Raw genomic sequence first — 22,399 nt, 5'->3', positions numbered from 1 at the left:
TCACGTGAGCTGAACGGTATCGGGCGGAAGGTGCCGACGTCAATTCACCGAGGGACGCGGCGCGAGTCGTTGCCGGTGACGGAATTGAAACAATTCGCCAGCAGTGACACGTATATTGAAATACCGAGGAGCGTCGCCGTTCGAATGCACGGCGGGAGTGAGACGCTGGCGAGAGACCGGGCGCACCGCCCGGCCCGCGCCGATCGCATGCGCGACGCCAACAAGCGCCGCGCACGCGATCGATCGACGACCGTCAGACGGCCATCACCGTCACCGACTTCGTGACGAGGTACGGCTCGAGCGCTTCCGGCCCGCCTTCCGACCCGTAGCCCGAGTCCTTCACGCCGCCGAACGGCATTTCCGGCCACGGCGTCGCCGGCTGGTTGATCCACAGCATCCCGACTTCGAGGCGCTGCGTGAGCAGGTGCACGTTCGCGAACGAACGCGTGAACGCGTAGCCGGCGAGACCGAACGGCAAACGGTTCGCTTCCGCGATCGCATCTTCAAGCTTGTCGAAACCGCGAATCGCCGCGACCGGGCCGAACGGCTCGTTGTTGAACACGTCCGCTTCGAGCGGCACGTTCGCGATCACGGTCGGCGCGAAGAAGTTGCCTTCCGAGCCGATCCGCTCGCCGCCGGTTTCGATGCTCGCGCCGACCTTGCGCGCGTTGTCGATGACCGACGCCATCGCGGTCAGCCGGCGCGGGTTCGCGAGCGCGCCGAGCGTCGTGCCTTCCTCGAGGCCGTTGCCGACCTTCAGCCCTTCCGCATGCTTGACCAGCGCGCGCGTGAATTCGTCGCGGATGCTGTTGTGCACGAGGAAGCGCGTCGGCGAGATGCAGACCTGCCCCGCGTTGCGGAACTTCGCGCCGCCGGCCGCCTTCACCGCGAGCGCGACGTCGGCGTCCTCGGCGACGATCACCGGCGCGTGCCCGCCCAGCTCCATCGTCGCGCGCTTCATGTGCAGGCCCGCCATCGCGGCGAGCTGCTTGCCGACCGGCGTCGAACCCGTGAACGTGACCTTGCGGATCACCGGGTGCGGGATCAGGTACGACGAGATTTCAGCCGGATCGCCGTACACGAGGCCGATCACGCCGGCCGGCACGCCCGCGTCGACGAAGGCGCGCAGCAACGCGGCCGGCGAGGCGGGGGTTTCTTCCGGCGCTTTCACGAGGAACGAGCAGCCGGTGGCCAGCGCGGCGCTCAGCTTGCGCACGACCTGGTTGACCGGGAAATTCCACGGCGTGAAGGCGGCGACCGGGCCGACCGGCTCCTTCACGACCGTCTGCTGTGCGCCGAGGTTGCGCGGCGGCACGATCCGGCCGTACACGCGGCGGCCTTCGTCCGCGAACCATTCGATGATGTCCGCCGCCGACAGCACTTCGACGCGCGCTTCGGTGAGCGGCTTGCCCTGCTCCTGCGTCATCAGCTGCGCGATCGCGTCGGCGCGTTCACGCACCAGCGCCGCCGCCTTGCGCATCGTCGCCGCGCGCTCGTGCGCGGGCACCTTGCGCCAGGCTTCGAAGCCGCGTTGCGCGGCGGCGAGCGCCCGGTCGAGATCGGCGATGCCCGCGTGGGCCACCTTGCCGATCGGCTTGCCGGTCGCCGGGTTCACGACGTCGATCGTCTTGCCGCTCGCGGCGTCGACCCACTCGCCGTCGATCAGCAGTTGCGTATCCGTATAAGTCACGTTAGCCATCCAGACACCCCTACATTGCGTCGATAAACGCGCGCTGCCGCGAACGGCCGCGCGCCGGTTGACAGAAAAAGCCACGTCGCCGGGGCAGGCACGCACCCGGCGGCAGTGGCGGCGGGCACGCCGGCCCGCCCTCGTTCCGCATGGGGCCGCGCTCAGCGCGCGGCCGCCGTCGCCTTGCGGAGTTTCGCGACGTCCGCCGCCTGCACGGCCGGCGCGCCGTTGTTCCAGCCGGCGCGCATGAACGTCAGCACGTCGGCGATCTGCCGGTCATTCAACTGGTTCGAGAACGCCGGCATCGGATACGCGGACGGCACGCCATCGATCACGAGCGTGTCGCTGCCGTTCAGCGTCACGTTGATCAGCGACGATGCATCGGTTTCGAGCACGTTCGGATTGCCGGCGAGCGGCGCGAGCAGCGGCGCGTAACCGCGCCCGTCCGCGCCGTGGCAATGCAGGCAGTAAGCGTTATACACCTTCGCGCCCGGATCGGCCGCCGGCCGGCCCAGCGCGGCCTGCGTCGCCTTCGGATCGTAGCTGTACGGCGGCGCGCCCGTGCCGCCTGCCGCCGGCAGCGATTTCAGGTAACGCGAGATCGCCGCCAGATCGTCGTCGGTGAGCGCCTGCGTGCTGTGGTTGATCACGCTGACCATCGAGCCGAACGCGGTCGCGTGGCGGTTCGCGCCGGTCTTCAGGAACTGCGCGACCTCGGCCTCGTTCCAGCGGCCGAGCCCCGTGTTGGGCTCGCCGGTCAGGTTCGACGCGAACCAGTTGTCGATCGGCGCGCCCGACAGGAACGCCGCGCCGCCTTCGTCGAGCGCCTTCTCCTGGAAGCCGACGCCGCGCGGCGTGTGGCACGACCCGCAGTGCCCGAGCCCCTGCACGAGATACGCGCCGCGGTTCCACACCACGTCCCTGGACGGCTTGTCGGCGTAAGGCGTCGTGTCGAGGAACACCTTGTTCCACAACGCGAGCGGCCAGCGCATGTTGAGCGGCCACGGGATGTCGGACGGCCGGTTCGCCTGCTTCACCGGCTCGACGCCGTGCATGAAGTACGCGTACAGCGCCTTCACGTCGTCGTCCTTCAGCTTCGCGTACGACGGATACGGCATCGCCGGATACAGGTTGTGACCGTCCTTCGCGACCCCCTTGCGCAACGCGCTGGCGAAGTCGGCTTCGGTATAGCCGCCGATGCCCGTCTCCGGATCGGGCGTGATGTTGGTCGTGTAGATCGCGCCCATCGGCGTGACCATCTTCAGGCCGCCGGCGAACGGCGTGCCGCGCGGCGCGGTGTGGCACGCGACGCAGTCGCCCGCTTTCGCGAGATACGCGCCGCGCGCGACGAGCGCGCTGTCGGCCGGCGCCGCCTGCGCGGCGTGCGCGGCTGTGCCGGCCAGCAGCGCAGACACGGCGAGCAACGACGTGCCGAGCATCTTCAGGGTGAGGTTTTGCATGGTCGTCTCCTCCCCTCAAGCCGTCTTCAGCTGGTCGCCGACCGGCAGCTTGCGCAGCCGCTTGCCGGTTGCCGCGAAGATCGCGTTCGCCACCGCCGCGGCGGTCGCGGCCGTACCCGGCTCGCCGATCCCGCCCGGCGCCTCGCCGCTTTTCACGAGATGCACCTCGATCGGCGGCGTCTCGTTGATCCGCAGCATCCGGTAGTCGGTGAAGTTGCTCTGCACGACGCGGCCCTCCTCGATCGTGATCTCGCCATACAGCGCGCCGGTAATCCCGAAGATGATGCCGCCCTGCACCTGTGCCTCGATCGTGTTCGGGTTGACGACCATGCCGCAGTCGACCGCGCACACGACACGCTTCACCAGCACTTCGCCGTTATCCACCGCGACGTCGACGACGATCGAGAAGAAGCTGCCGAACGCGTGCATCACCGAGACGCCGCGCCCTTGCCCCGTCGGCAGCGCCGGGCCGCCCCAGCCGGCCGCCTTGGTCGCGACGTCGAGCACGTTGAGCGCGCGCGGCGTCTTGCCGAGCAGCGCGCGGCGGTATTGCACCGGGTCGGTCTTGGTCTGCGCGGCCAGTTCGTCGATGAAGCTCTCGACCACGAACGTGCCGCGCGTCGGGCCGACGCCGCGCCAGAACGCGGTCGGCACGTGGCGCGGCTCCTGGCGCACGTAGTCGACCAGCTGGTTCGGCAGGTCGTACGGCAGTTCGGCCGCGACCTCGACCGCATCGGGATCGACGCCGTGCTGGAACGCCGGCGGCGCGAAGCGCGCCATGATCGACGAGCCGACGATCCGGTGCTGCCACGCGACCGGCTTGCCGTTCGCGTCGAGGCCGGCCGAGATCCTGTCGTAGTAGCACGGCCGGTACATGTCGTGCTGCACGTCTTCCTCGCGCGTCCAGACTACCTTCACCGGCGCGTTGACCTGTTTGCCGACCTTCACGGCCTGGCCGATCATGTCCGTCTCGAGCCGCCGGCCGAAGCCGCCGCCGAGCAGGTGGTTGTGCACGACGATCCGGTCGGGCGCGAGGCCCGTGAGCTGCTGCACGGTATCGCGCGCCCGCGTCGGCACCTGCGTGCCGACCCAGATCTCGCAGCCGTCGCCGCGCACGTGCACCGTGCAGTTCACCGGTTCCATCGTCGCGTGGGCGAGCAACGGCTGTTCGTAGACGGCGTCGACGCGCGTCTTCGCATTCGCGAAGGCCTTGTCGACGTCGCCGTCCTTGCGTGCGACCGCGCCCTTGCCGTTCGCCGCCGCCTGCGCGAGATCCGCGAACAGATCCTTGGTCGAGACTTTCGCGCCCGCGCCCTCGTTCCACTTCACGACCAGCGCCGACGCGCCGCGCTTCGCGGCCCACGTGTGATCGCCGACCACCGCCACCGCGTTGTCGACGCGCACGACCTGGCGCACGCCGGGGATCTTCTTCGCGGCCGTGTCGTCGACGCTCGCGACCGTGCCGCCGAACACCGGGCTGTTCACGATCACCGCGACCAGCATGCCGGGCAGGCGCACGTCGAGCCCGAACTGCGCGGTGCCGTCGACCTTCTCCGGCGAATCGAGCCGCTTCGCGGGCGTGCCGATCAGCTTGAAATCCGCCGGCTGCTTCAGCGCGACGTCCTTCGGCACCGGCAGCTTCGCCGCCGCATCGGCGAGCTGGCCGTACGACGCGCGCCGGCCGCTCGGCGGATGCTGCACTTCGCCGTTCGCGGCGCGGCAGGCTGCCGGATCGACGTTCCATTGCTTCGCGGCCGCCGCGACCAGCAGCGTGCGCGCGGTGGCGCCGGCACGGCGCAGCGGTTCCCATGCATAGCGCACCGACGTCGAGCCGCCGGTGAGCTGGCCGCCGAGCAGCGGATCGAGGAACAGCTTCTCGTTCGGCGGCGCATGGTCGAGCGTCACGCTCGACAGCGGCACTTCGAGTTCTTCCGCGATCAGCATCGGCAGCGCCGTATAGACGCCTTGCCCCATCTCGACCTTCGGCATCACCAGCGTGACCTTGCCGGCGCGGTCGATCTGCACGAACGCGTTCGGTGCGAACACGCCCGGTTGAGCCGGCTCGGCGGCGTCGCCGCCGATCACCGAACGACGCGCATCGTCACCCGCGGCCGGCATGCTGAAGCCGAGCAGCAATCCGCCGCCGGCCGCCGCGCCCAGCGACATGCCGAGCTTGAGGAACGAACGGCGCGACACGCCCGCGCCGGCCCGACCGGCTTCGATCAGTCCTCGTGACATGTCAGGCCTCCTTGGCGGCTTGCTTCACGGCCGCGCGAATCCGGTTGTACGTGCCGCAGCGGCAGATGTTGCCGGCCATCGCCGCGTCGATGTCGGCGTCGCTCGGGTTCGGGTTCGATGCGATCAGCGCGGTGGCGGCCATCACCTGCCCCGACTGGCAGTAGCCGCACTGGACGACGTCGAGCGCGCGCCACGCCTGCTGGACCTTGTGGCCGGCCGGCGTCGCGCCGACGGCTTCAATCGTCGTGATCTTGCGGCCCGCGACGGCCGCGACCGGCAGCACGCACGAGCGCGCGGCGACGCCGTCGAGATGCACCGTGCACGCGCCGCACTGCGCGATTCCGCAGCCGAACTTCGTGCCGGTGAGACCGACGACGTCGCGCAGCACCCAGAGCAAGGGCATGTCGTCGGGGGCGTCGACCGAGCGGGTTTCGCCGTTGATGTTGAGGGTGATCATTCAGCCTCCGGGGCCGGTGTATTGGGGAAGCGGCGCGAACGATGCGCCGCGTGGTGTTGTCATCGCCGCCGCGTGCCGTGCGGCGGGTGCCGTGCGGCCCGGGTGGGCGCGAGCCGCGACGGGCGTACGGCGGCGTTACTCGGCGACGTCGATGCCCGACAGCACCTTGATGACCGGCGGCGCGGTGAACCAGTCGGCCGACTTCGCGCGGAATTCGCCGAAATGCGGGCTCGCGAGGTGCGCGTCGAAGGCGGCCTGGTCGTCGTAGATCTCGTACAGGTGCAGGTTCGGCGAGCCGTCCTGTTCGCGGAACAGGTCGTAGCGCCGGTTGCCCGGCTCGGTGCGTGTCTTCGCGACCATGCTGCGCAGCTCGGCCTCGGCGGCCGCCGCGTGTTCGGGTTTCAGGAACAGGGAAGCAATCACGTGAAGCGCCATCTTGTCATTCTCCTAGTCGTCGATAGCGGAATCGAGCATGCCACAAGCCGGCGTCGCGTGACGCCAGCGTGCAGCCGTTGTGTGTCGCCGTGCCGAGGCGTCAGGCCAGTTCGTCCGGGCCCACGCGCACGACGACCTTGCCGAAGTTCTTGCCGGCCAGCAGGCCGATCAGCGCTTCCGGCGCATCGGCGAGATCGGGGACGACGTCCTCGCGCGTCTTCACCTTGCCCTGCGCGACCCATTCGCTCATGTCCTTCATGAACGTCGCATAGCCGGTGGCATAGTGATCCATGATGATGAAACCCTGCATCCGGATGCGCTTGCGCAGGATCGTGCCCATCAGTGCCGGCACGCGGTCGCGGCCGGTCGATACGGCCTTGTCGTCGTAGGCCGCGTCGTTGTAGTGCGCGATGATCCCGCACACCGGCACGCGCGCATGGTCGTTGAGCAGCGGCCACACCGCGTCGAACACGGCCCCGCCGACGTTCTCGAAATAGATGTCGATGCCGTTCGGGCACGCTTCCTTCAGCTTCGCGGCGAACGCCGGATCGCGGTGGTCGACGCACACGTCGAAACCGAGCGTATCGGTCACGTACGCGCACTTGTCGGCGCCGCCCGCGACGCCGACCACGCGGCAGCCCTTCAGCTTGGCGATCTGGCCGACCACCGCGCCGACCGCACCGCTCGCCGCCGCGACCACCACGGTTTCGCCGGCCTTCGGCTCGCCGATCGTCAGCAGTCCGGTATAGGCGGTGAAGCCCGGCATGCCGAGCACGCCGAGCGCGTACGACGGATGGGCGAAGTCGCGGCCGAGCGGAATCAGGCCGCTGCCATCGGACAACGCATAGTCCTGCCAGCCCGCGCCTGCGACCACCAGGTCGCCTTCGCGGAACGCCGGCAGGTTCGACGAGACGACCTGGCTGACGGTGCCGCCGACCATCGGCTGGCCGAGTTCGGCCGGCGGCGCATAGGACGGTGCGTCGCTCATCCGGCCGCGCATGTACGGGTCGAGCGACAACCAGACCGTGCGCAGCAGCACCTGGCCGGCGCCGGGCGTCGGCACGTCAGCGGATTCGGTGCGGAAGTTGTCCGGCGTCGGCGCGCCGACCGGGCGCGAATTCAGGACGATCTGGCGATTAGCGGTCTTGCTTTGTGGCATGTGAGCCTCCGTCAACAGGAATGGACGTGCTTCGTGGGCACGATCGGATCAGGGATGGACCAGCGGGAGACGCACGCGGGCGGCTGCATCGGCGCTCGGGCCGGCGCGGCTGCGTGCATGCGGTTGAATCAATCGGGACAGCGTAACGCGGTGTGACACGTTCGTCATGCGTGGTTGAGTAGACCAGTCGTCTAGAATCGGGGTAAAAACAAGGCGCGCCGATGCGCGCCCGGGTTACGACTGCACGTCGCCCGGCTCGAGCGGCGGCAGGTTCAGCATGCGCCGCGTTTCGACCATCGCTCGTTCGAGCGGCTTGCGATTGCGGTGAATCTTTTCCAGCAGCGTCGCGCCCAGCCACAGCTCGTACAGGATCGCGGCCGTATGCGACGGATCGGCGACCCCGCTCAGCGAACCGTCGGCCAGCCCGGCCTCGATGCCGCCCGCGAGCCGCTCGATGATCTGGCTCGTGCCGTTGCGCAGCACCGCGCGCATCGCTTCCGACAGGTCCGACACTTCCGCGCCGAGCTTCACCGCGAGGCACTTGCCTTCCGGATCGTCCGCGCACTGCGTGTGCAGCCAGTTGCGCCAGTACGTCATCAGGCGCTCGGCGCCCGTGCCGGCCTGATGCTTGAACAGGTTGTCGAGGTGCGCGAGATAGCCGTCGAAATACGACTCGAGCAGCGCTTCGCCGAATGCCTCTTTCGAGCCGAAGTAATGGTAGAACGAGCCCTTCGGGATGCCCGCCGCAGCGAGAATCTCGTTCAGGCCGACCGCCGAAAACCCCTTGTGGAGCATGATCGGCTTGGCGATATTCAGGATGTGCTGGCGGACTTCCGCGCCCGAAGATGCATTCATGATGGCGTATGGTAGCAACGATTAGACCGGTCGTCTAGTAACGTCGAGCCGGCATGTTGAGCGGCACTTTACCCGATCCCCGCCCGGCGCCCAAACGTCGCGCCTGCATACCTTCCCCTTCCCGCTCCGCCGAGCGTGCGGCGTCACACGCCCGACTCGGTTTCGTCGCAGGCGTTTCATCGATCTCCCGCATAAATACGCGCGGCGCATGTGCCGGTGATCGACCCGTTTCGGCCGGCATTGCACACGTGTGCAATGTGCCGGATCGTCGTTGTCGCCTCCCGAACCCGTGACCAGGAACGCCCATGACCGCTTCGAAACCCGAACGCCCGTCCGCGCCGAACCGCCGGCGCTTCATCCAGCGCGGCGCCGCGCTGACCCTGTCGCCGCTCGTCGGCTCGCTGGCTGCCTGCGGCGGCGACGGCAACCCGACGTCCGCGTCGTCGTTCGCCGCCGCCGGCGCCGCGGATGCATCCGCACGCAGCTACGGCATCGCCGACCGCTCGATCACGATCAACGTCGTCAATACGATCCCGTCGACGACGCTCGCGTACGGCAACGCGGCGAGCCAGAGCGGCTCGCTGCCGCAGGCGTCGCAAGCGCAGGTCGCCACCGGGCAATCGACCGCCGTCAGTGCGTCGAACAGCTGGGGCGACTGCACGGGATCGTTCAGCCTTGCCGGCGGCGACGCATCGTTTGCCATTTCGTACACGCATCCGTTCGGGTCGCAGCCGACCACCGTCAGCGTCACGCCGTCGGCCGGCTACGTGTCGGGCGCCGACGCCGCCACGTTTCCCGGTCACGACTCGGTCGCGAATCTCACGCTGTATCGCGGCGTCCCGACCGCGAATGGCGCGTGGGTCGTCCCGCTCGCGCAGCTCGCGACGCCGCCGGCCAACAACTGCCAGGATTTCGCGAACAGCATGTTCGGCAGCAACGTGCGCACGGCCGCGGCCATCCAGTCCGCCTATCAAAGCACCGGCCCGCTCGGCTACGTGCCGCCCGCCGACTTCACCGGCGGCCAACTGGCGGGCTTCGTCGCGCAATGGGTGCAGCGCTGGCAGAGCGGCGCGGCCTATGGCGTGCTGCCTGCTGCCGATGCGCAACTCGTCGACGCGCTGAAGCAGTACGTGTCCGGCGCGTCGAACGCCGGCCCGCTGACGATGTGGGTGCCGCAGATCGCGTGGCAGGCCGGCTCCGATCCGGCGGTGTTCGCGCTGACGGGCTATCGCGCGTTTCCGTTCGTCGATGCACAGGGCAACTGGAATACGAGCACGCTGTCCGCGTTCCTCACGCTGCTGGCGGCCGGCTCGCATATCGTCGCGATCAGCGCGACGAGCGACCTGCCGGCGGGCGTCACGATGCAGGCGTTCGACAGCTTCATGGGGGCGAGCGGGCTGACGACGTCGACGGATATCGGCAACTCGCACTACGCGTCGGTGTTGAACACGACGGGCCGCTATTACCTGAGCGTCGGCAGTGATTTCGCGCCGGCGAATTGCGGGCTGATCCTGTCGTTCCTGTACGGGCGCACGGTGAACAACCTGCTCGCGGGCGCCGGCACGTACAACACGTTCATCCAGCTCGAAGGCTGGCAGGCCGGCGGTTCGCGGCACAACGCCGACTATGCGACGTATCAGCAGACGCTGTGGAACATCTCGACGTACGGCGCGTCCGCGTATAGCGAGAAGCGCGCGACGTCGATCTTCCTCGCGCCCGCCGGGTGGACGCCGCAGGTCTATCAGACGACACGGATGATGCCGTACGTCGGCGCCTATGCGCAGTCGAATGGGTCGCCGCAGGGCTGGCTCAATACGTCGCTCGTCACAATTCCGGCGGATGCGCCGGCGTTGCCGTCGCGGTATGTGTCGAGTTGATCGGTATCGGTGGATGGGTGGGCGATCGGGGGTGTGAGGGGCTCGGTCGCTTGCCTGGCCGCTTCCGGCTTCGGCTTCCGGCTTCAGCTTCAGGCTCCGGGCTTCCGGCGTGCGTCGCCTTCGGCTGACGCACGCTTGCGGCTTCTACTTCAACGAGGCGGCGCTTCGTCCGCGCGCTTTCGCGTGCGCGCCCTCCGCTCGTCCCGTTGTGCGGCTGGCGCTGCCTTGGCACCACGCAGCGCCGACCGGCGCGAGAGCGCCGTCATTTCTCGCCGCAGCGCATCGAGTTCCTTGCTCCGTGCCGCATCGGTCGCCAGCGCGCCGTCGAGCTGCCCTTGAAGCACGCCGCATCGATGCAGCGCGTCGCCGAGCTGCGCCTGCAGTGCGGCCATTTCCTTGCGCTGCTGCGCATCGCGCTGCTCCATGCGCAATGCCGCTGCCTCGAGTTCCTTCTGCAGCCGCGCGGCCGCGAGCCGCTCGCGATCGATCTCCTGAAGCGCCCGCTTCTCCGACGCGCGCAAACGCTCCTCGGCCCGGCCGGCATCGTCGCGCAGCCGGTCGAGCTGGGTGGTGAAGTCCGCCCGCGCCTGCGCAAGTGCGCGGTCGCCTTCCGCGTTGTCGGCCGTGAGGCGTTCGATATCCGCTTGCAGCGCTTGCCGCGATGCGTCGTCCGCCGCCCTCGCCTGTTCCAGTTCCTGAATGCGTACCTGCGCGGCCAGCAGCGCGGCCGTGCGTTGCTCCAGCGCGGTTTCGGTGCGGGCCAGTTCGGCCTGCATTGCTGCCACTTCCGCCTTCGCCGCAACCCGCTCGGCCTCGACCTCCGCGCGCAATGCGTCGAGCGCGCCGGCCGCGTCGGCGCTCGACCGATTCCACAGCGCCGCCACCAGTTCGCCGGCGGCCGCCTGCAGATCGGCCGGCAGATCGGGATGCTCGATGCGCACGCGACTCTTTTCCCGCAGCTCTGCCCAGAACTCGCCGAGGACGGCCGTCGGCGTGCTCATGCTGCCCTTGCGGACGAGCTGGTACAGGCGGTTCGCGGTGGGCGTGATGCCGAAGCGGAAGAACAGCAGCGCGCAGGCTTCGCGATACAGCTCACGGGTTTTCGGGAAATCGGCCTTCAGGCGCTCGATTTCGGCGGTCAGGCGGGATTCGTCGGCAGCGAGATCGGACATGGCGGGTTGGTCTGGTGATTTCGTAAATAATATAACGTAAACCGTTAAATATCCAATTCATCACGCCTTTTAATTTGACATTATTTATATAATGTCGATATCAACGAAGTCGGCATCACGTACGAAATCGCCGAGCACGACACGTCGCTCCAACTCCATCCCCATCCGCCCGTACACCAAAACGCCTCTGCAATCGGCGCAAAAACCGTCATCAGCGCTGATAGATCGAAAGCCGACCGCCGACCGCGACGTGCGCGGCGTCAGGCGCGCCCCTCCCCGACTACATGCCCTGCCCCTCAATCTCCTACGCAAAGTCCCCGTTGACAGTATGCATATGCATAGATACCGTTCCCTCACAGAGCGGCACGTGATTCCGTCATCGGAGGCGGCCGCATTGCACCGCGCCGGCGTTCCTGCCGGCGTCACGGCGCAATCGAACCGGCGACGCGAATGGCGCGGCGCGCCCTCGTTCGCCACCGACTCGTCCGCGCAACTTGCAACGCGATCCAGGAACGCATCATGAGCACACGCGAAGTCGTCATCTGCCACCCCGTCCGGACACCGATCGGTACGTTCAACGGATCCCTGAAGGACACGCCGGCCACCGAGCTCGGCGCGATCGCCATCCGCGAAACCTTGCGGCGCAGCGGCCTCGACGGCGCGGCGATCGACACGGTCGTGCTGGGCAACGTGATCCAGGCCGGCAACAAGATGAATCCCGCTCGGCAGGCCGCCATCGGCGCGGGCCTGCCGGTCAAGGTGCCGGCGCTCACGGTCAACCGCGTCTGCGGCTCCGGCGCGCAGGCGGTCGTCAATGCCGCGCAGGAGATCCTGCTGGGCTACGCGAATGCGGCGATTGCCGGCGGCATGGAAAGCATGGAGCGCGCCCCGTACCTGCTCGACGGCGCACGCTCGGGTTACCGGATGGGCGACGCGCCGATCCGCGACAGCATGCTGCGCGACGGCCTCGTCGATGCGTTTTCCGACCAGCATTCGGGTTGGCATACCGAGGATCTCGCGAGCCAGCTCGACATCTCGCGCGATCGCCAGGATCGCTGGGCGCTCCGCTCGCAGCAGCGCTTTTCCACCGCGCTGGCGGACGGCAAGTTCGACGCCGAGCTCGTGCCGGTCGACGTCCTGCAGCGCAAGACGCGCGTCGCGTTTGCGCGCGACGAGACACCGCGCCCCGACACGACGCTCGAAGCGCTCGCGAAGCTGAAGCCCGCGTTCCGCCCAGACGGCACGATTACCGCGGGCAATGCACCCGGCCTGAACAGCGGCGCGGCGGCGATGCTGGTGGCGGATCGCGCATTCGCCGACGCGCACGGGATTGCGCCGAGCGCGCGGCTGGTTGCATTCGGCGTCGCTGCCGTCGAACCCGGCATGTTCGGGCTCGGCCCCGTGCCGGCCGTCAGGATCGCGCTGCAGCGGGCGGGCTGGACGCTGGCCGACGTCGAGCGTTTCGAGATCAACGAAGCGTTTGCGGTCGTGCCGATCGCGGTGGCGGGCCAGCTCGGCATTGCCGAGGAGATCGTCAACATCGAAGGCGGCGCGATTGCGCACGGTCATGCGATCGGCGCGACGGGTGCGGTGCTGACGACCCGCCTGATCCATTCGATGCGGCGCGACGGCATCAAGCGCGGCGTCGTCACGCTGTGCATAGGCGGCGGCCAGGGCATCGCGCTGGCGATCGAGGCGCTTTGAGTCGACGCTGACGCCGGCGCATCGGCGCATCGGCGCATCGGCGCATCGGCGCATCGGCGATTCGGACGAAAGGGAAACGCCGCGGGCGATGCGGCTCGCGGCGCTGGCTTCCCGAGTCACGGTGCAGCCAGTCACCTTCCCGGCGGCACCGCGCCAAGTCGGCGGGCGGCCCGGAGGCTTCCGTACGCATCGCGCACGGATTCGGCGATTGCCCCCCGTGTCACCGATCTGCCACCGTCGACCGGTAGCGTTCGGGGCTGACCCACGCTTTCGACAGACGAATCCGCCATGCAGCGCACGTCGCGCGCCACGCCCCATGTTTATGCGGCCACGTCCCGCGCCCTCGCCGTCAGCCTCGTGATCAACCTGCTGCTGCTCGCCGTCGAGACGGCCGCGGCGTGGTCCGCGCATTCGTCGGGGCTGCTCGCGGACGTCGCCCACGCGGCGATCGATCTCGCCGCCGATGCGCTGATTCTCGTCGCGTGCCGGCTCGACGCACGCCTGCCGCCGGAGCGGCGCCCGACCTATGAACCGCTCGCGCTCGCGGGCCTCGGCGCGTTGCTCGTCGTAACCGGCGCGCAGATGATCTGGCATGCAACGAACCGGTTCGCGACACCGCCCGTCGTGCAGCCGGGCGCGGCGACGCTCGCACTCGTCGCCGTCACGCTTGCCGGCAAGGCCGGGCTGTCGCACTGGATGCTGCGCAAGGCGCGCGAGACGGGCTCCGCGCTGCTCGAGGCGAGCGGCTGGCATGTGCGGACCGATGCGCTGTCGTCTCTGCTGGCGGCGCTCGCGATGAGCGCGGCACTGGTTGGCTTCGGTCGTCTCGACGATCTGGCCGCGCTGGCGATCGGCGCACTCGTGATCCGCACGGGTGTGGGTTTCATCCGGCGCGGCTGTGCGCAGTGGCCGGCGCTGTCGGCATGGGCCGATCGGTCGACGCGCGGCTCGTGAACGCAGCGGGCAGCGCCCCGCATCGCGAGCGGCACAGTAGCCGCTATCTGCGACGATGAATGAAGAAGAGGCTCGCGCGGTGCGAGCCTCTTTTGCATGAGGTCGCCGCCATCATCGTGCAATACGCGACGCGTTGACCGAAGTTGATGTATCGCCAGACGAATGCGGCCGGTTCCGATGGATCGACCTTGATGGTCGCTTACCCGAGCGGCACGACGCTCCCGAGCAGAATCCGCACGAGCGTCGCCTGGCGCGTGACACCCGTCTTCGAGAAGATCGCGCGCAGATGGGTGCGGGCCGTGTTCTTGCTGATCCCCGATTCCTCCGCGGCTTCCTCGAGCGTCAGCCCGTTCGTCAGCAGCAGCGCGAGCGACGTCTCGGCGGGCGTCAGGTCGAACAGCTTGCGGATGATCTCCTGCGCGCCCTGCGGCTTGCGGTCGGGGTCGCGCAGGAACAGCGTGACGGCCGGCCGCCGCTTGTTGTCCTCCGACCAGTCCGACAGCAGCACCGTGCGCACCAGCAGCCCGAGGCGCGGCTTGTCGAAGCTGCGCGTGATCGGCATCGCCTCGACGGTCGCCGCGGCCGTGCCGTGGTGCCCCATCACCGCATGGCGGATCAGCCGTTTCAGCGTGCGGTTCTCCTGCGCATCGGTCGCCTCGATCGTGCCGCGCGCAATCGTCAGACCGTTGTTCTGCTTGAGGATCTCGTCGGCCACGCTGTTCAGGTCGATGATCGTGCCGTTCTCGTCGAGCGTGATCGTGCCGATCTGCATCCGGTTGATCGCATTCGCATAGATCGAGCGTTCGACCTCGGCCGTGTCGAGCCGCGAATGCAATTCCACCGCGCGTTTCAGGTGCGGCAGCAGCAGCGCGCAGATCGCCTTGTCGCGCGCGGAAAACTGCTTCGACGCATGGTTGCGGCACACGCGGAAGCGGCACTCGACGCCCGACGCCGTGCGCAGGTCGGCGCCGAGGATATAGCGCACGTCCTGCGGCTTCAGGAACTGCTTGTACAGCTCGCTCGACAGCCAGCCCGTGTCGCCGAACACGTCGTCGACCGTGACCACGCGGTCGGCCGGCAGGCCCACGAACGGGTCGAGCGAATAGTAGTAGTTGTTGTACGACGCCTCGCCGTCGCCCGGCACCACCGGGCCGAATTCCGACGCGTGCACGGACAGCGGCGCGCGGCGGTCGCTGGCGGCCGCGCGCAGGATCAGCGTCACGTAGTTCGCCTGCAGCCAGCGGCGGACCAGTTCGAGCGCGCCGGCCCACGGCGGCGTCTCCAGCGGCCCCTGGTAGATGCGCGCCATCAGTTCGCTGAAATCCGCGACGCCGATGTCGGCTTCGTCACTGGTTGCCTGGCTCTCTTGCGGAGCCCATCTCGTCTCCATCAGCACGCTCCATCCTCCATACGGCATGTTTCCGGCGCGACCCAACCGCGCCGCCATGATTAAGACGCGTCTAAATTCCGGCGTCATCGGGAGATTCACTGAATGGTGAGAATTGGCCATCCGTGCGAACGAACCATCGTCCGATCGGATGATGTGGCGCCCTGCCTGCTGCGCTGGAATGCCCGTCAGGCCGTGCCGGCAAGCGTCCGGCGCGGACTCAGGGAAAACCGCGACACGGGTTTACCTGATTCAAAACGCATCCGATTCAGACAGGAGTCCCCATGCCGCTCGACCCACAGGCGCAGGCGCTGCTCGCCGCGTTTGCCCAGGCACCCGCGATCGATTTCGCGCAGCTGACCGTTCCCGCATATCGCGCGAGCCTTGCCGCCGGCGGCGCGTTCGCCCCGGGCGATGCCGTCGCCGCCGAGGAGGACTGGCGGATTCCGCTGTCGGACCGTCAGTTGTCCGCACGGCTGTATCGGCCCGCCGCCGACGGGCCGTTGCCGCTGACCGTGTTCTTCCACGGCGGCGGCTTCGTGTCGTGCGGGATCGACACGCATGCGAACCTGTGCCGCAGCCTCGCCACCCGGGCGCGCACGCTCGTGCTGTCGGTCGACTACCGGCTTGCGCCCGAGGCACGCTTCCCGGCGGCCGCGCACGACGCATGCGACGCGGTGCGCTGGGCTGCTGCCAGCGCGCGCGATCTCGGCGCGCGCGCCGGGGCGATCGCCGTGGCCGGCGACAGCGCCGGCGGCAATCTCGCGGCCGTCGCCGCGCTACAGTTGCGCGGCTCGGGCGTCGCGATCGCGCACCAGTTGCTGCTGTATCCGGTCGTCGATTGCGCGACCGAGCATCCGTCGTACGAAACGCTCGGCAACGGCTATTTCCTGACGGCGGACGCGATGCGCTGGTTCAAGCAGCACTATTTCGACGACGGCGCCGATCGCGCGTCGCCGCTCGCGAGCCCGCTCGCCGCGCCGGACGTCGCGGGCGTGGCGCCGGCGACGATCGTCAGCGCCGAATTCGATCCGCTGCGCGACGAGGCCGAAGCCTATGCGCTGCGCCTCGCGCAGGCCGGCACGCCGGTGACGCTCGTGCGCTGGCCGGGCCAGCTTCATGGTTTCGCGAGCATGCTCGGCGCGATCGATGCAGCCGACCGCGTGCTGACCTTCGGCGCCGACGCGCTGCGCCGCGCGTTCGATTTGACGGAGGCACGATGACGCTCGCCGGCACGCTGGAGATCGTCGACGAACTGCGGGCGGGCCGCATGGTCCTGCTCGTCGACGAAGAGGATCGCGAGAACGAAGGCGATCTCGTGATCGCGGCCGATCACGTGACGCCCGACGCGATCAATTTCATGGCGCGCTTCGGGCGCGGGCTGATCTGCCTCACGCTCACCGCCGAGCGCTGCGAGCAGTTGAAGCTGCCGCCGATGGCCGATCACAACGGCACGCCGTTCGGCACCGCGTTCACCGTCAGCATCGAGGCGGCCGAAGGTGTGACGACCGGCATTTCGGCGGCCGATCGCGCACACACGATCCGTGCCGCGGTGCGGGCCGGCGCCCGCCCGGACGACCTCGTGCAGCCCGGCCACGTGTTCCCGATCGCCGCGCGCCCCGGCGGCGTGCTCGTGCGTGCGGGGCACACCGAGGCCGGCTGCGATCTTGCGGCGCTCGCGGGGCTCACGCCCGCGTCGGTGATCTGCGAGGTGATGAACGACGACGGCACGATGGCGCGGCTGCCCGAGCTGAAGGCGTTTGCCGCGCAGCATGGGCTGAAGATCGGCACGATCGCCGACCTGATCCATTACCGACGCGAACACGAGTCGCTCGTCGAACGCGTCGGCGAGCGGCCGCTGCATACGCCCTGGGGACGATTCCGCGCGATCGAGTATCGCGATACGGTGCACGGCGCGCCGCATCTCGCGCTCGTGCGCGGCGAGCCCGATCCGTCGACGCCGGTGCTGACGCGCGTGCACGAATGCCATTCGCTGCTCGACCTGCTCGATGCGGAGCCGTCCGCGCATTCGTGGCCGCTGCACGCCGCGCTGCAACGAATCGACGCGGCCGGCTGCGGGGTCGCGGTGCTGCTCGACTGCGACATGCGTGGCGACGCAATGCGAGTGCCGACCAGCCATGCGCGCCGCGACGGACGCGTGACGGGGATCGGCTCGCAGATCCTGCGCGAGCTCGGCGTGCGGCGGCTGAACGTGCTGTCGAGCCCGTTCCGGCTGCCGGCGCTGTCGGGTCACGACCTCGAGATCATGGCGTTCATTCCGCTCGGCGACGATGATCCGGAAAGCGCGCGGAGCGTGCAGGCGAATCCGCTGCGGGTGGCGTGAGACATTGACGCGGGATGGCGGGTCGGCTTTACGCCTGACAGGCTATCGCTTGTTTTCGGTGGATACAGTCTTTGGTTTGTATTTTGATAATACATGCTATAGGCTGTATTTTTCGATTACAAACGATCGCTTGTCATCCTGCGGAGCGCCCGATGTCCTTTCCTGTCCAGACCCTGACCCAACTGCGGCCGATACTCGTCGGCTTCCGGAAAGCCGCGGGCCTCACGCAGGCGCAATTGGCCGCCCGTCTGGGCGTCACGCAACAATCCTACGCGCAGCTCGAGGCCAACCCGTCGGCGGTCAGCATCGAGCGGCTCTTCAAAGTGCTGAACGCGCTCGGCGTTCACATGACACTCGCACTGGGCAAGCAGGACGTGTCGGCGGCATCGGCCGATCCCGTGCCTGTGCCCGATGCCACACCGGCGGTTCGGAAACCGGCTTCGAGCAAACGCAAGCAGGAAACGTCCCGCGCCACCACGCCCGCCAAAAATCCAGCCAAACCCGCAACCGGCGCCAAGCGCAAGCGGCCCACTGACGCAGCACCCGGCAAGCCCAGGGTTGCGAAGCGGGAGGACTGGTGACGATGGCCACGCGTGTCCGCCACGACCGGCTCGACCTGTGGATGAATGGCATTCCGGTCGGCTACTGGGAAGTCCGGCGCGGCGTCGAGCGCCTTGTCTACCTGCCTGAATGGCTCGACGATCCACAGGGGCGGCCGCTGTCGCTGTCGTTGCCCTTCACGCCCGGCAACCAGCCGCACCAGGGCGCGATCGTCGCCGATTACTTCGACAACCTGCTGCCGGACAGCGAGCCGATCCGCCGTCGCATCGCGCAGCGTTACGGGCTCCGCTCGACGGCGCCGTTTGAACTGCTCGCGTCGATCGGCCGCGATTGCGTCGGCGCGATTCAGATGCTGCCGGCCGGTGAGACGCCCGTCGATCTCGAGGCGATCGACGGCATGACGCTTGACGACGCGGCCGTCGCCGACGTGCTGCGCCACGCGACCGCCACGCCACTGCCCGGCCGCGCGGAGCTGGAAGGCGACCTGAGCCTGTCGATTGCCGGCGCGCAGGAAAAGACCGCGTTGCTGCGTTACGGAAACCGCTGGCTGCGACCATTGGGCAGCACGCCGACGACGCACATTTTCAAGCTGCCGCTCGGACGTGTCGGGAACATGCAGGCCGACATGCGGACGTCCGTCGAAAACGAATGGCTGTGCTCGACGCTCGTCGCCGCGTACGGCCTGCCGGTCGCACCGTGCGAGATCGGCCGGTTCGATGACCAGAAAGCGCTGATCGTCGAGCGCTTCGACCGGCGGCCATCGCGCGACCGCACGTGGATCCTGCGATTGCCGCAGGAGGACATGTGCCAGGCGACCGGCACGCCCGCAGGCGCGAAATACGAATCCGACGGCGGCCCCGGCATCGAGACGATCATGGGCATCCTCGCGAATTCGGCCGACGCTGCGCGCGACCGGATGAATTTCTTCGTCACGCAGCTCGTGTTCTGGGTGCTGGCGGCGATCGACGGCCACGCGAAGAACTTCAGCATCGCGCATTTGCCCGGCAATACCTACCGCAGCACGCCGCTGTACGACGTGCTGTCCGCGCATCCGATCATCGGCACGCGCCGCAACCAGCTTCCGCCGCGCCGCGCGCGGCTCGCGATGGCCGTGTGCGGGAATAACCGGCACTACGTGATCGGCGAGATCCAGCCGCGCCACTGGATCGCGCAGGGCCGGCGTGTCGGCCTGACCGAAGATGACGTGCACGCCGCGATGGCAGCCGTCGTCGCGCGCACGGAACCCGCGATCGCCGAGGCCGCAGCGCAGATCCCGGCGGAGTTTCCGGCGGACGTGGCGGATGCAATCTTCGAGGGCATGCGACGGCAGGCCCGCAAGCTGGGCGCGCCCGGGTAGCCTCGGCCGTCGCGCGCGGCGACACGCTACGCTCCGGCGGCGAAGCGCCGGCAATGCTCCAGATACCCCGCTTCATGGCTGCTCACGAGCTGGACGATGCTGTTCCACAGCCACATCGGTGCATCGATCGTCTTCGCGCGGGTGCGGCCGAGTTCGGTGCGCCACGCCATGCGTGTCGGCTTGTCCATCTGGCGCGCGTGGGCCGCGCCGACCACCGCACCGAGATAGCGCGCGACGTCACGCGCATCGTCCTCGGCGAGCAGATCGATGTCGAGCTTCAGGTCCTGCGGCAGCAGTTCGCGGATCACGACCGCGCGATCGAGCAGGCGCGCGGCCCGCATCCGCTCGCCGAGGGCCGGCGACAGATGCCGTGCGCCTTCCACGACGCGCTCGGCGTTGTCGCGCGGCATCGTCGCCGTTTCGTCGCGCGGTGCAGCGGCCGTCACGCCCTCCTTGATGTCCATCAGACACAGGTCGTCGCCGTCGCTCACGTCGCCGTCGATGTCGAGCAGCACCGCGTAGCGTAGCCGTCCAAGCGAACTGCAGCCCTTCACCCAGTACGCCGCGTCGAGCACGTCGACCTTGCCTCCGTCCTTGCGACCCTTGAGGCTCGTCGCGAGTGTCGCGATCGCCTCGTCGCTGAACAGCGTGCCGATCGCACGGGATTCCTTCGCACTCAGCGGCCAGAAGCGACGGCCAAGCGGAATCGTCGGCGCGAGCCCATCGATCCGTTCGACCGCGAGTTGCCGCCACGAGCGGCGCATGGCCTGCTTCATCACGAGGTGCACGGGTTCGGGGCGTTCGGGCAGCTTCGCGTGGCGGCTGCCGAATGCCGACGCATAACCCGCCGTCATCGCCTCCATCATGTGCACGATCGTCAGGCCCGCCAGTGCGGACCCGCGCGCGGCCGTCGCCAGCGACAGCCCGAGGCGGATCAGGTCGTGAACGGGATTGCCGACGACCGTCTGGTCGAGATCCCGGATCTGCACGTCGACCTTCCCTTCGCTGTTCGCGACCGGGCCGAGATTGCCGGTATGGCAGTCGCCACAGATCCAGATCGACGGCCCGTGCGGCAGTGCGCTGCCGTTGGTTTCGACGAGCCATTCGTAGAAACGCGCCGTATTGCCGCGCACGTACGCGTGAGGTGAGCGCGCCATCTTCCGGCGACGCTGTTCGGTCAGGATCGCCTGGCGCCCGGCGGGTTTCGGCATGCGCTTCTGCTTTTGTTTCGGCTTCGGCTGTGACTGGTTGCTCATTCGGTTCTCCGGATGTTCCTGTCGTGTGCGGCATGCGGCTTCGTCACGATGCCATTGATCGATGCCTTTCTGCAAACCGGCAGCGTCGCCAATGTCCGCCCCCCCGGCCTGCCGTCTCATGCTTCATTCGGCCGGATCGGGGCCATCCACCTGGACGATGCGCGCCGGTGCGGGTTGCGCACAATGACCGTCGAACCCATTCCCGACGTCTCCCCGACATGGAACTCACCGAACCGTCCCCCGCGTTCAGCCCGCTGCAGATCGGCCCGCTGACGTTGCGCAACCGCCTGATCAAGTCCGCCACCAACGAGGGCATGACGCCGAACGGCGTGCCGTCGCGCGCGCTCGTCCGTTTTCACGAACGCATCGCCGAAGGCGGCGCCGCGCTGACGACCGTCGCGTACTGCGCGATCAGCGACGATGGCCGCACGTTCGTCGACCAGGCGCGGCTCGACGCGCCGACGATCCGCCAGTTCCGCGCGCTGACCGACGCCGTCCATCGCCACGGCGCCGCCGCATCCGCGCAGATCACGCACGGCGGCTGCTTCACGTTCCTGCCGTCGCTGTCGACCAAGCGGCCATTGAGCGCGTCGGGCGGCTTCAACAAGGTCGGCGTGATGAGCGGCCGCTTCCTGAAGCAGGCGATGACGCACGACCAGATGTCGACCATCGCCGACGAATTCGCGCAGGCCGCACGCCATGCGCGCGACGCCGGCTTCGATGCAGTCGAGATCCACATGGGGCACGGCTATCTGCTCAGCCAGTTCCTGTCGCCGCTGTACAACCGCCGCCGCGATGCGTATGGCGGCGACGCGGCGCGGCGTGCCGCGTTCCCGGTCGAGGTGCTGCGCCGCGTGCTCGATGCGGTGGGCCGCGACCTCGCCGTCGTCTGCAAGATCGGCGTGACCGAAGGCGTGCGCGGCGGCGGAACCGCCGACGACGCTTGCGAAGTCGCGCGGCGGCTCGAAGCCGAAGGCGCGCACCTGCTCGTGCTCAGCGGCGGGATGAACGTCGAATCGGTGTGGCAGCTGTTCGGCAGCCCGTTGCCCGGCGATGCGCGCGCGAATGCCGACAACGCGATCGTGCGCGCGGCAATGGCGCTGCAGAAGCTCACCGAGCCGAAGATGGGCGCGTTTCGGGAAATGTATTTCCTCGAACACTCGAGGAAGGTGCGCGCGGCCGTCAGGATGCCGCTCGCTTACCTCGGCGGCGTACGTTCGCGCGAGAACGTCGAGCGGGCGATGCGCGAAGGGTTCGACGCGGTGGCACTCGCACGCGCGCTCGTGTTCGAGCCGGATTTCATCAACGGGCTGCGCGACGGCCGGCTCGCGCAGTCGGGCTGCACGTCGTGCAACCGTTGTGTCGTGTCGATGTACACGCCGGGCGGCACCGCGTGCGTGCTGCGCGAGCCGAACGACCCCGCGCCGAATCGCGTGCCGGCCGCCGGCATCTGAGGTTTGACGTGGAACGCGTGATGCCCGACACGCGATGCC

Annotated in this window: 18 protein-coding genes; 8 read left to right on the top strand and 10 right to left on the bottom strand. The window is 68.6% G+C overall.

Annotated elements, in window-relative coordinates; translation table 11 throughout:
- Window positions 1-253: 253 nt before the first annotated feature.
- The 7 genes from CFB39_RS25145 to CFB39_RS25115 form a co-directional block, all read right to left on the bottom strand.
- A complete protein-coding gene (locus CFB39_RS25145; protein ID WP_089427485.1) occupies window positions 254-1,699 on the bottom strand; it encodes an NAD-dependent succinate-semialdehyde dehydrogenase in 1,446 nt (481 codons plus the stop codon).
- 152 nt (window positions 1,700-1,851) lie between these two features.
- Window positions 1,852-3,150, bottom strand: coding sequence for a cytochrome c (locus CFB39_RS25140; protein WP_089474866.1), 1,299 nt, complete (start codon window positions 3,148-3,150; stop codon window positions 1,852-1,854).
- A 15-nt stretch (window positions 3,151-3,165) separates the two neighbouring features.
- The gene (locus CFB39_RS25135; RefSeq protein WP_089474865.1) at window positions 3,166-5,388 is read right to left on the bottom strand and encodes a xanthine dehydrogenase family protein molybdopterin-binding subunit; all 2,223 of its coding nucleotides are present in this window, start codon (window positions 5,386-5,388) and stop codon (window positions 3,166-3,168) included.
- Window position 5,389: 1 nt separating this feature from the next.
- A complete protein-coding gene (locus CFB39_RS25130) occupies window positions 5,390-5,845 on the bottom strand; it encodes a (2Fe-2S)-binding protein (protein WP_089432687.1) in 456 nt (151 codons plus the stop codon).
- 135 nt (window positions 5,846-5,980) lie between these two features.
- Window positions 5,981-6,280, bottom strand: coding sequence for a putative quinol monooxygenase (locus tag CFB39_RS25125; RefSeq protein WP_089458980.1), 300 nt, complete (start codon window positions 6,278-6,280; stop codon window positions 5,981-5,983).
- A 100-nt stretch (window positions 6,281-6,380) separates the two neighbouring features.
- Window positions 6,381-7,439 (bottom strand): NADP-dependent oxidoreductase, encoded by a 1,059-nt coding sequence (locus tag CFB39_RS25120; RefSeq protein ID WP_089474864.1) that lies wholly within the window; start codon window positions 7,437-7,439, stop codon window positions 6,381-6,383.
- 234 nt (window positions 7,440-7,673) lie between these two features.
- Entirely contained in the window at window positions 7,674-8,294 is a 621-nt protein-coding gene (locus CFB39_RS25115; RefSeq protein WP_089427491.1) for a TetR/AcrR family transcriptional regulator, read from the bottom strand.
- Window positions 8,295-8,599: 305 nt separating this feature from the next.
- Here CFB39_RS25115 and CFB39_RS25110 point away from each other — a divergent pair, with 305 nt between their 5' ends.
- Complete coding sequence (locus CFB39_RS25110; protein ID WP_089474863.1) at window positions 8,600-10,171, top strand: hypothetical protein; 1,572 nt, start codon at window positions 8,600-8,602, stop codon at window positions 10,169-10,171.
- 149 nt (window positions 10,172-10,320) lie between these two features.
- Here the strand turns inward: CFB39_RS25110 and CFB39_RS25105 are convergent, their stop codons facing one another.
- A complete protein-coding gene (locus CFB39_RS25105; RefSeq protein ID WP_089474862.1) occupies window positions 10,321-11,343 on the bottom strand; it encodes a DNA-binding protein in 1,023 nt (340 codons plus the stop codon).
- Window positions 11,344-11,862: 519 nt separating this feature from the next.
- Here CFB39_RS25105 and CFB39_RS25100 point away from each other — a divergent pair.
- Window positions 11,863-13,047: a thiolase family protein gene (locus CFB39_RS25100; RefSeq protein WP_089474861.1), complete on the top strand. Its 1,185-nt coding sequence runs from the start codon at window positions 11,863-11,865 to the stop codon at window positions 13,045-13,047.
- Window positions 13,048-13,335: 288 nt separating this feature from the next.
- Window positions 13,336-14,001 (top strand): cation diffusion facilitator family transporter, encoded by a 666-nt coding sequence (locus tag CFB39_RS25095; protein WP_089474860.1) that lies wholly within the window; start codon window positions 13,336-13,338, stop codon window positions 13,999-14,001.
- A gap of 199 nt (window positions 14,002-14,200) precedes the next feature.
- Here CFB39_RS25095 and CFB39_RS25090 read toward each other — a convergent pair whose 3' ends face one another.
- Window positions 14,201-15,391, bottom strand: coding sequence for a LuxR family transcriptional regulator (locus CFB39_RS25090; RefSeq protein WP_069251570.1), 1,191 nt, complete (start codon window positions 15,389-15,391; stop codon window positions 14,201-14,203).
- Between the two features lie 281 nt (window positions 15,392-15,672).
- Here CFB39_RS25090 and CFB39_RS25085 point away from each other — a divergent pair, with 281 nt between their 5' ends.
- The 4 genes from CFB39_RS25085 (at window position 15,673) to CFB39_RS25070 (ending at window position 19,650) form a co-directional block, all read left to right on the top strand.
- The gene (locus tag CFB39_RS25085; RefSeq protein WP_089474859.1) at window positions 15,673-16,611 is read left to right on the top strand and encodes an alpha/beta hydrolase; all 939 of its coding nucleotides are present in this window, start codon (window positions 15,673-15,675) and stop codon (window positions 16,609-16,611) included.
- The gene (gene ribBA, locus CFB39_RS25080) at window positions 16,608-17,732 is read left to right on the top strand and encodes a bifunctional 3,4-dihydroxy-2-butanone-4-phosphate synthase/GTP cyclohydrolase II (protein WP_089474858.1); all 1,125 of its coding nucleotides are present in this window, start codon (window positions 16,608-16,610) and stop codon (window positions 17,730-17,732) included. Before CFB39_RS25085 ends, ribBA begins: the two co-directional genes overlap by 4 nt.
- 152 nt (window positions 17,733-17,884) lie before the next feature.
- Window positions 17,885-18,313 (top strand): helix-turn-helix domain-containing protein, encoded by a 429-nt coding sequence (locus CFB39_RS25075; protein ID WP_089474857.1) that lies wholly within the window; start codon window positions 17,885-17,887, stop codon window positions 18,311-18,313.
- 2 nt (window positions 18,314-18,315) lie between these two features.
- Window positions 18,316-19,650, top strand: a complete 1,335-nt coding sequence (locus CFB39_RS25070) for a type II toxin-antitoxin system HipA family toxin (protein ID WP_089474856.1) — start codon at window positions 18,316-18,318, stop codon at window positions 19,648-19,650.
- A gap of 26 nt (window positions 19,651-19,676) precedes the next feature.
- On the opposite strand, the gene CFB39_RS25065 is transcribed toward CFB39_RS25070, so the two are convergent.
- The gene (locus CFB39_RS25065) at window positions 19,677-20,906 is read right to left on the bottom strand and encodes a DUF2252 family protein (protein ID WP_089474855.1); all 1,230 of its coding nucleotides are present in this window, start codon (window positions 20,904-20,906) and stop codon (window positions 19,677-19,679) included.
- A 218-nt stretch (window positions 20,907-21,124) separates the two neighbouring features.
- Between CFB39_RS25065 and CFB39_RS25060 the strand changes: the two genes are divergently transcribed.
- Window positions 21,125-22,360, top strand: coding sequence for an NADH:flavin oxidoreductase (locus tag CFB39_RS25060; protein WP_089474854.1), 1,236 nt, complete (start codon window positions 21,125-21,127; stop codon window positions 22,358-22,360).
- Window positions 22,361-22,399 lie beyond the last annotated feature (39 nt).

Origin of the sequence: Burkholderia sp. AU6039 (assembly GCF_002223365.1) — a bacterium.
GTDB lineage: Bacteria > Pseudomonadota > Gammaproteobacteria > Burkholderiales > Burkholderiaceae > Burkholderia.
The sequence above is the reverse complement of the archived record's forward strand: the minus strand, read 5'-3'. Positions and strand labels throughout refer to the sequence as shown.

What these genes read in the sequence shown, in the direction of transcription:
- CFB39_RS25145 (WP_089427485.1), bottom strand. Translation starts at nt 1,699, where the DNA reads ATGGCTAACGTGACTTATACGGATACGCAACTGCTGATCGACGGCGAG.
- CFB39_RS25140 (WP_089474866.1), bottom strand. Translation starts at nt 3,150, where the DNA reads ATGCAAAACCTCACCCTGAAGATGCTCGGCACGTCGTTGCTCGCCGTG.
- CFB39_RS25135 (WP_089474865.1), bottom strand. Translation starts at nt 5,388, where the DNA reads ATGTCACGAGGACTGATCGAAGCCGGTCGGGCCGGCGCGGGCGTGTCG.
- CFB39_RS25130 (WP_089432687.1), bottom strand. Translation starts at nt 5,845, where the DNA reads ATGATCACCCTCAACATCAACGGCGAAACCCGCTCGGTCGACGCCCCC.
- CFB39_RS25125 (WP_089458980.1), bottom strand. Translation starts at nt 6,280, where the DNA reads ATGGCGCTTCACGTGATTGCTTCCCTGTTCCTGAAACCCGAACACGCG.
- CFB39_RS25120 (WP_089474864.1), bottom strand. Translation starts at nt 7,439, where the DNA reads ATGCCACAAAGCAAGACCGCTAATCGCCAGATCGTCCTGAATTCGCGC.
- CFB39_RS25115 (WP_089427491.1), bottom strand. Translation starts at nt 8,294, where the DNA reads ATGAATGCATCTTCGGGCGCGGAAGTCCGCCAGCACATCCTGAATATC.
- CFB39_RS25110 (WP_089474863.1), top strand. Translation starts at nt 8,600, where the DNA reads ATGACCGCTTCGAAACCCGAACGCCCGTCCGCGCCGAACCGCCGGCGC.
- CFB39_RS25105 (WP_089474862.1), bottom strand. Translation starts at nt 11,343, where the DNA reads ATGTCCGATCTCGCTGCCGACGAATCCCGCCTGACCGCCGAAATCGAG.
- CFB39_RS25100 (WP_089474861.1), top strand. Translation starts at nt 11,863, where the DNA reads ATGAGCACACGCGAAGTCGTCATCTGCCACCCCGTCCGGACACCGATC.
- CFB39_RS25095 (WP_089474860.1), top strand. Translation starts at nt 13,336, where the DNA reads ATGCAGCGCACGTCGCGCGCCACGCCCCATGTTTATGCGGCCACGTCC.
- CFB39_RS25090 (WP_069251570.1), bottom strand. Translation starts at nt 15,391, where the DNA reads ATGGAGACGAGATGGGCTCCGCAAGAGAGCCAGGCAACCAGTGACGAA.
- CFB39_RS25085 (WP_089474859.1), top strand. Translation starts at nt 15,673, where the DNA reads ATGCCGCTCGACCCACAGGCGCAGGCGCTGCTCGCCGCGTTTGCCCAG.
- ribBA (WP_089474858.1), top strand. Translation starts at nt 16,608, where the DNA reads ATGACGCTCGCCGGCACGCTGGAGATCGTCGACGAACTGCGGGCGGGC.
- CFB39_RS25075 (WP_089474857.1), top strand. Translation starts at nt 17,885, where the DNA reads ATGTCCTTTCCTGTCCAGACCCTGACCCAACTGCGGCCGATACTCGTC.
- CFB39_RS25070 (WP_089474856.1), top strand. Translation starts at nt 18,316, where the DNA reads ATGGCCACGCGTGTCCGCCACGACCGGCTCGACCTGTGGATGAATGGC.
- CFB39_RS25065 (WP_089474855.1), bottom strand. Translation starts at nt 20,906, where the DNA reads ATGAGCAACCAGTCACAGCCGAAGCCGAAACAAAAGCAGAAGCGCATG.
- CFB39_RS25060 (WP_089474854.1), top strand. Translation starts at nt 21,125, where the DNA reads ATGGAACTCACCGAACCGTCCCCCGCGTTCAGCCCGCTGCAGATCGGC.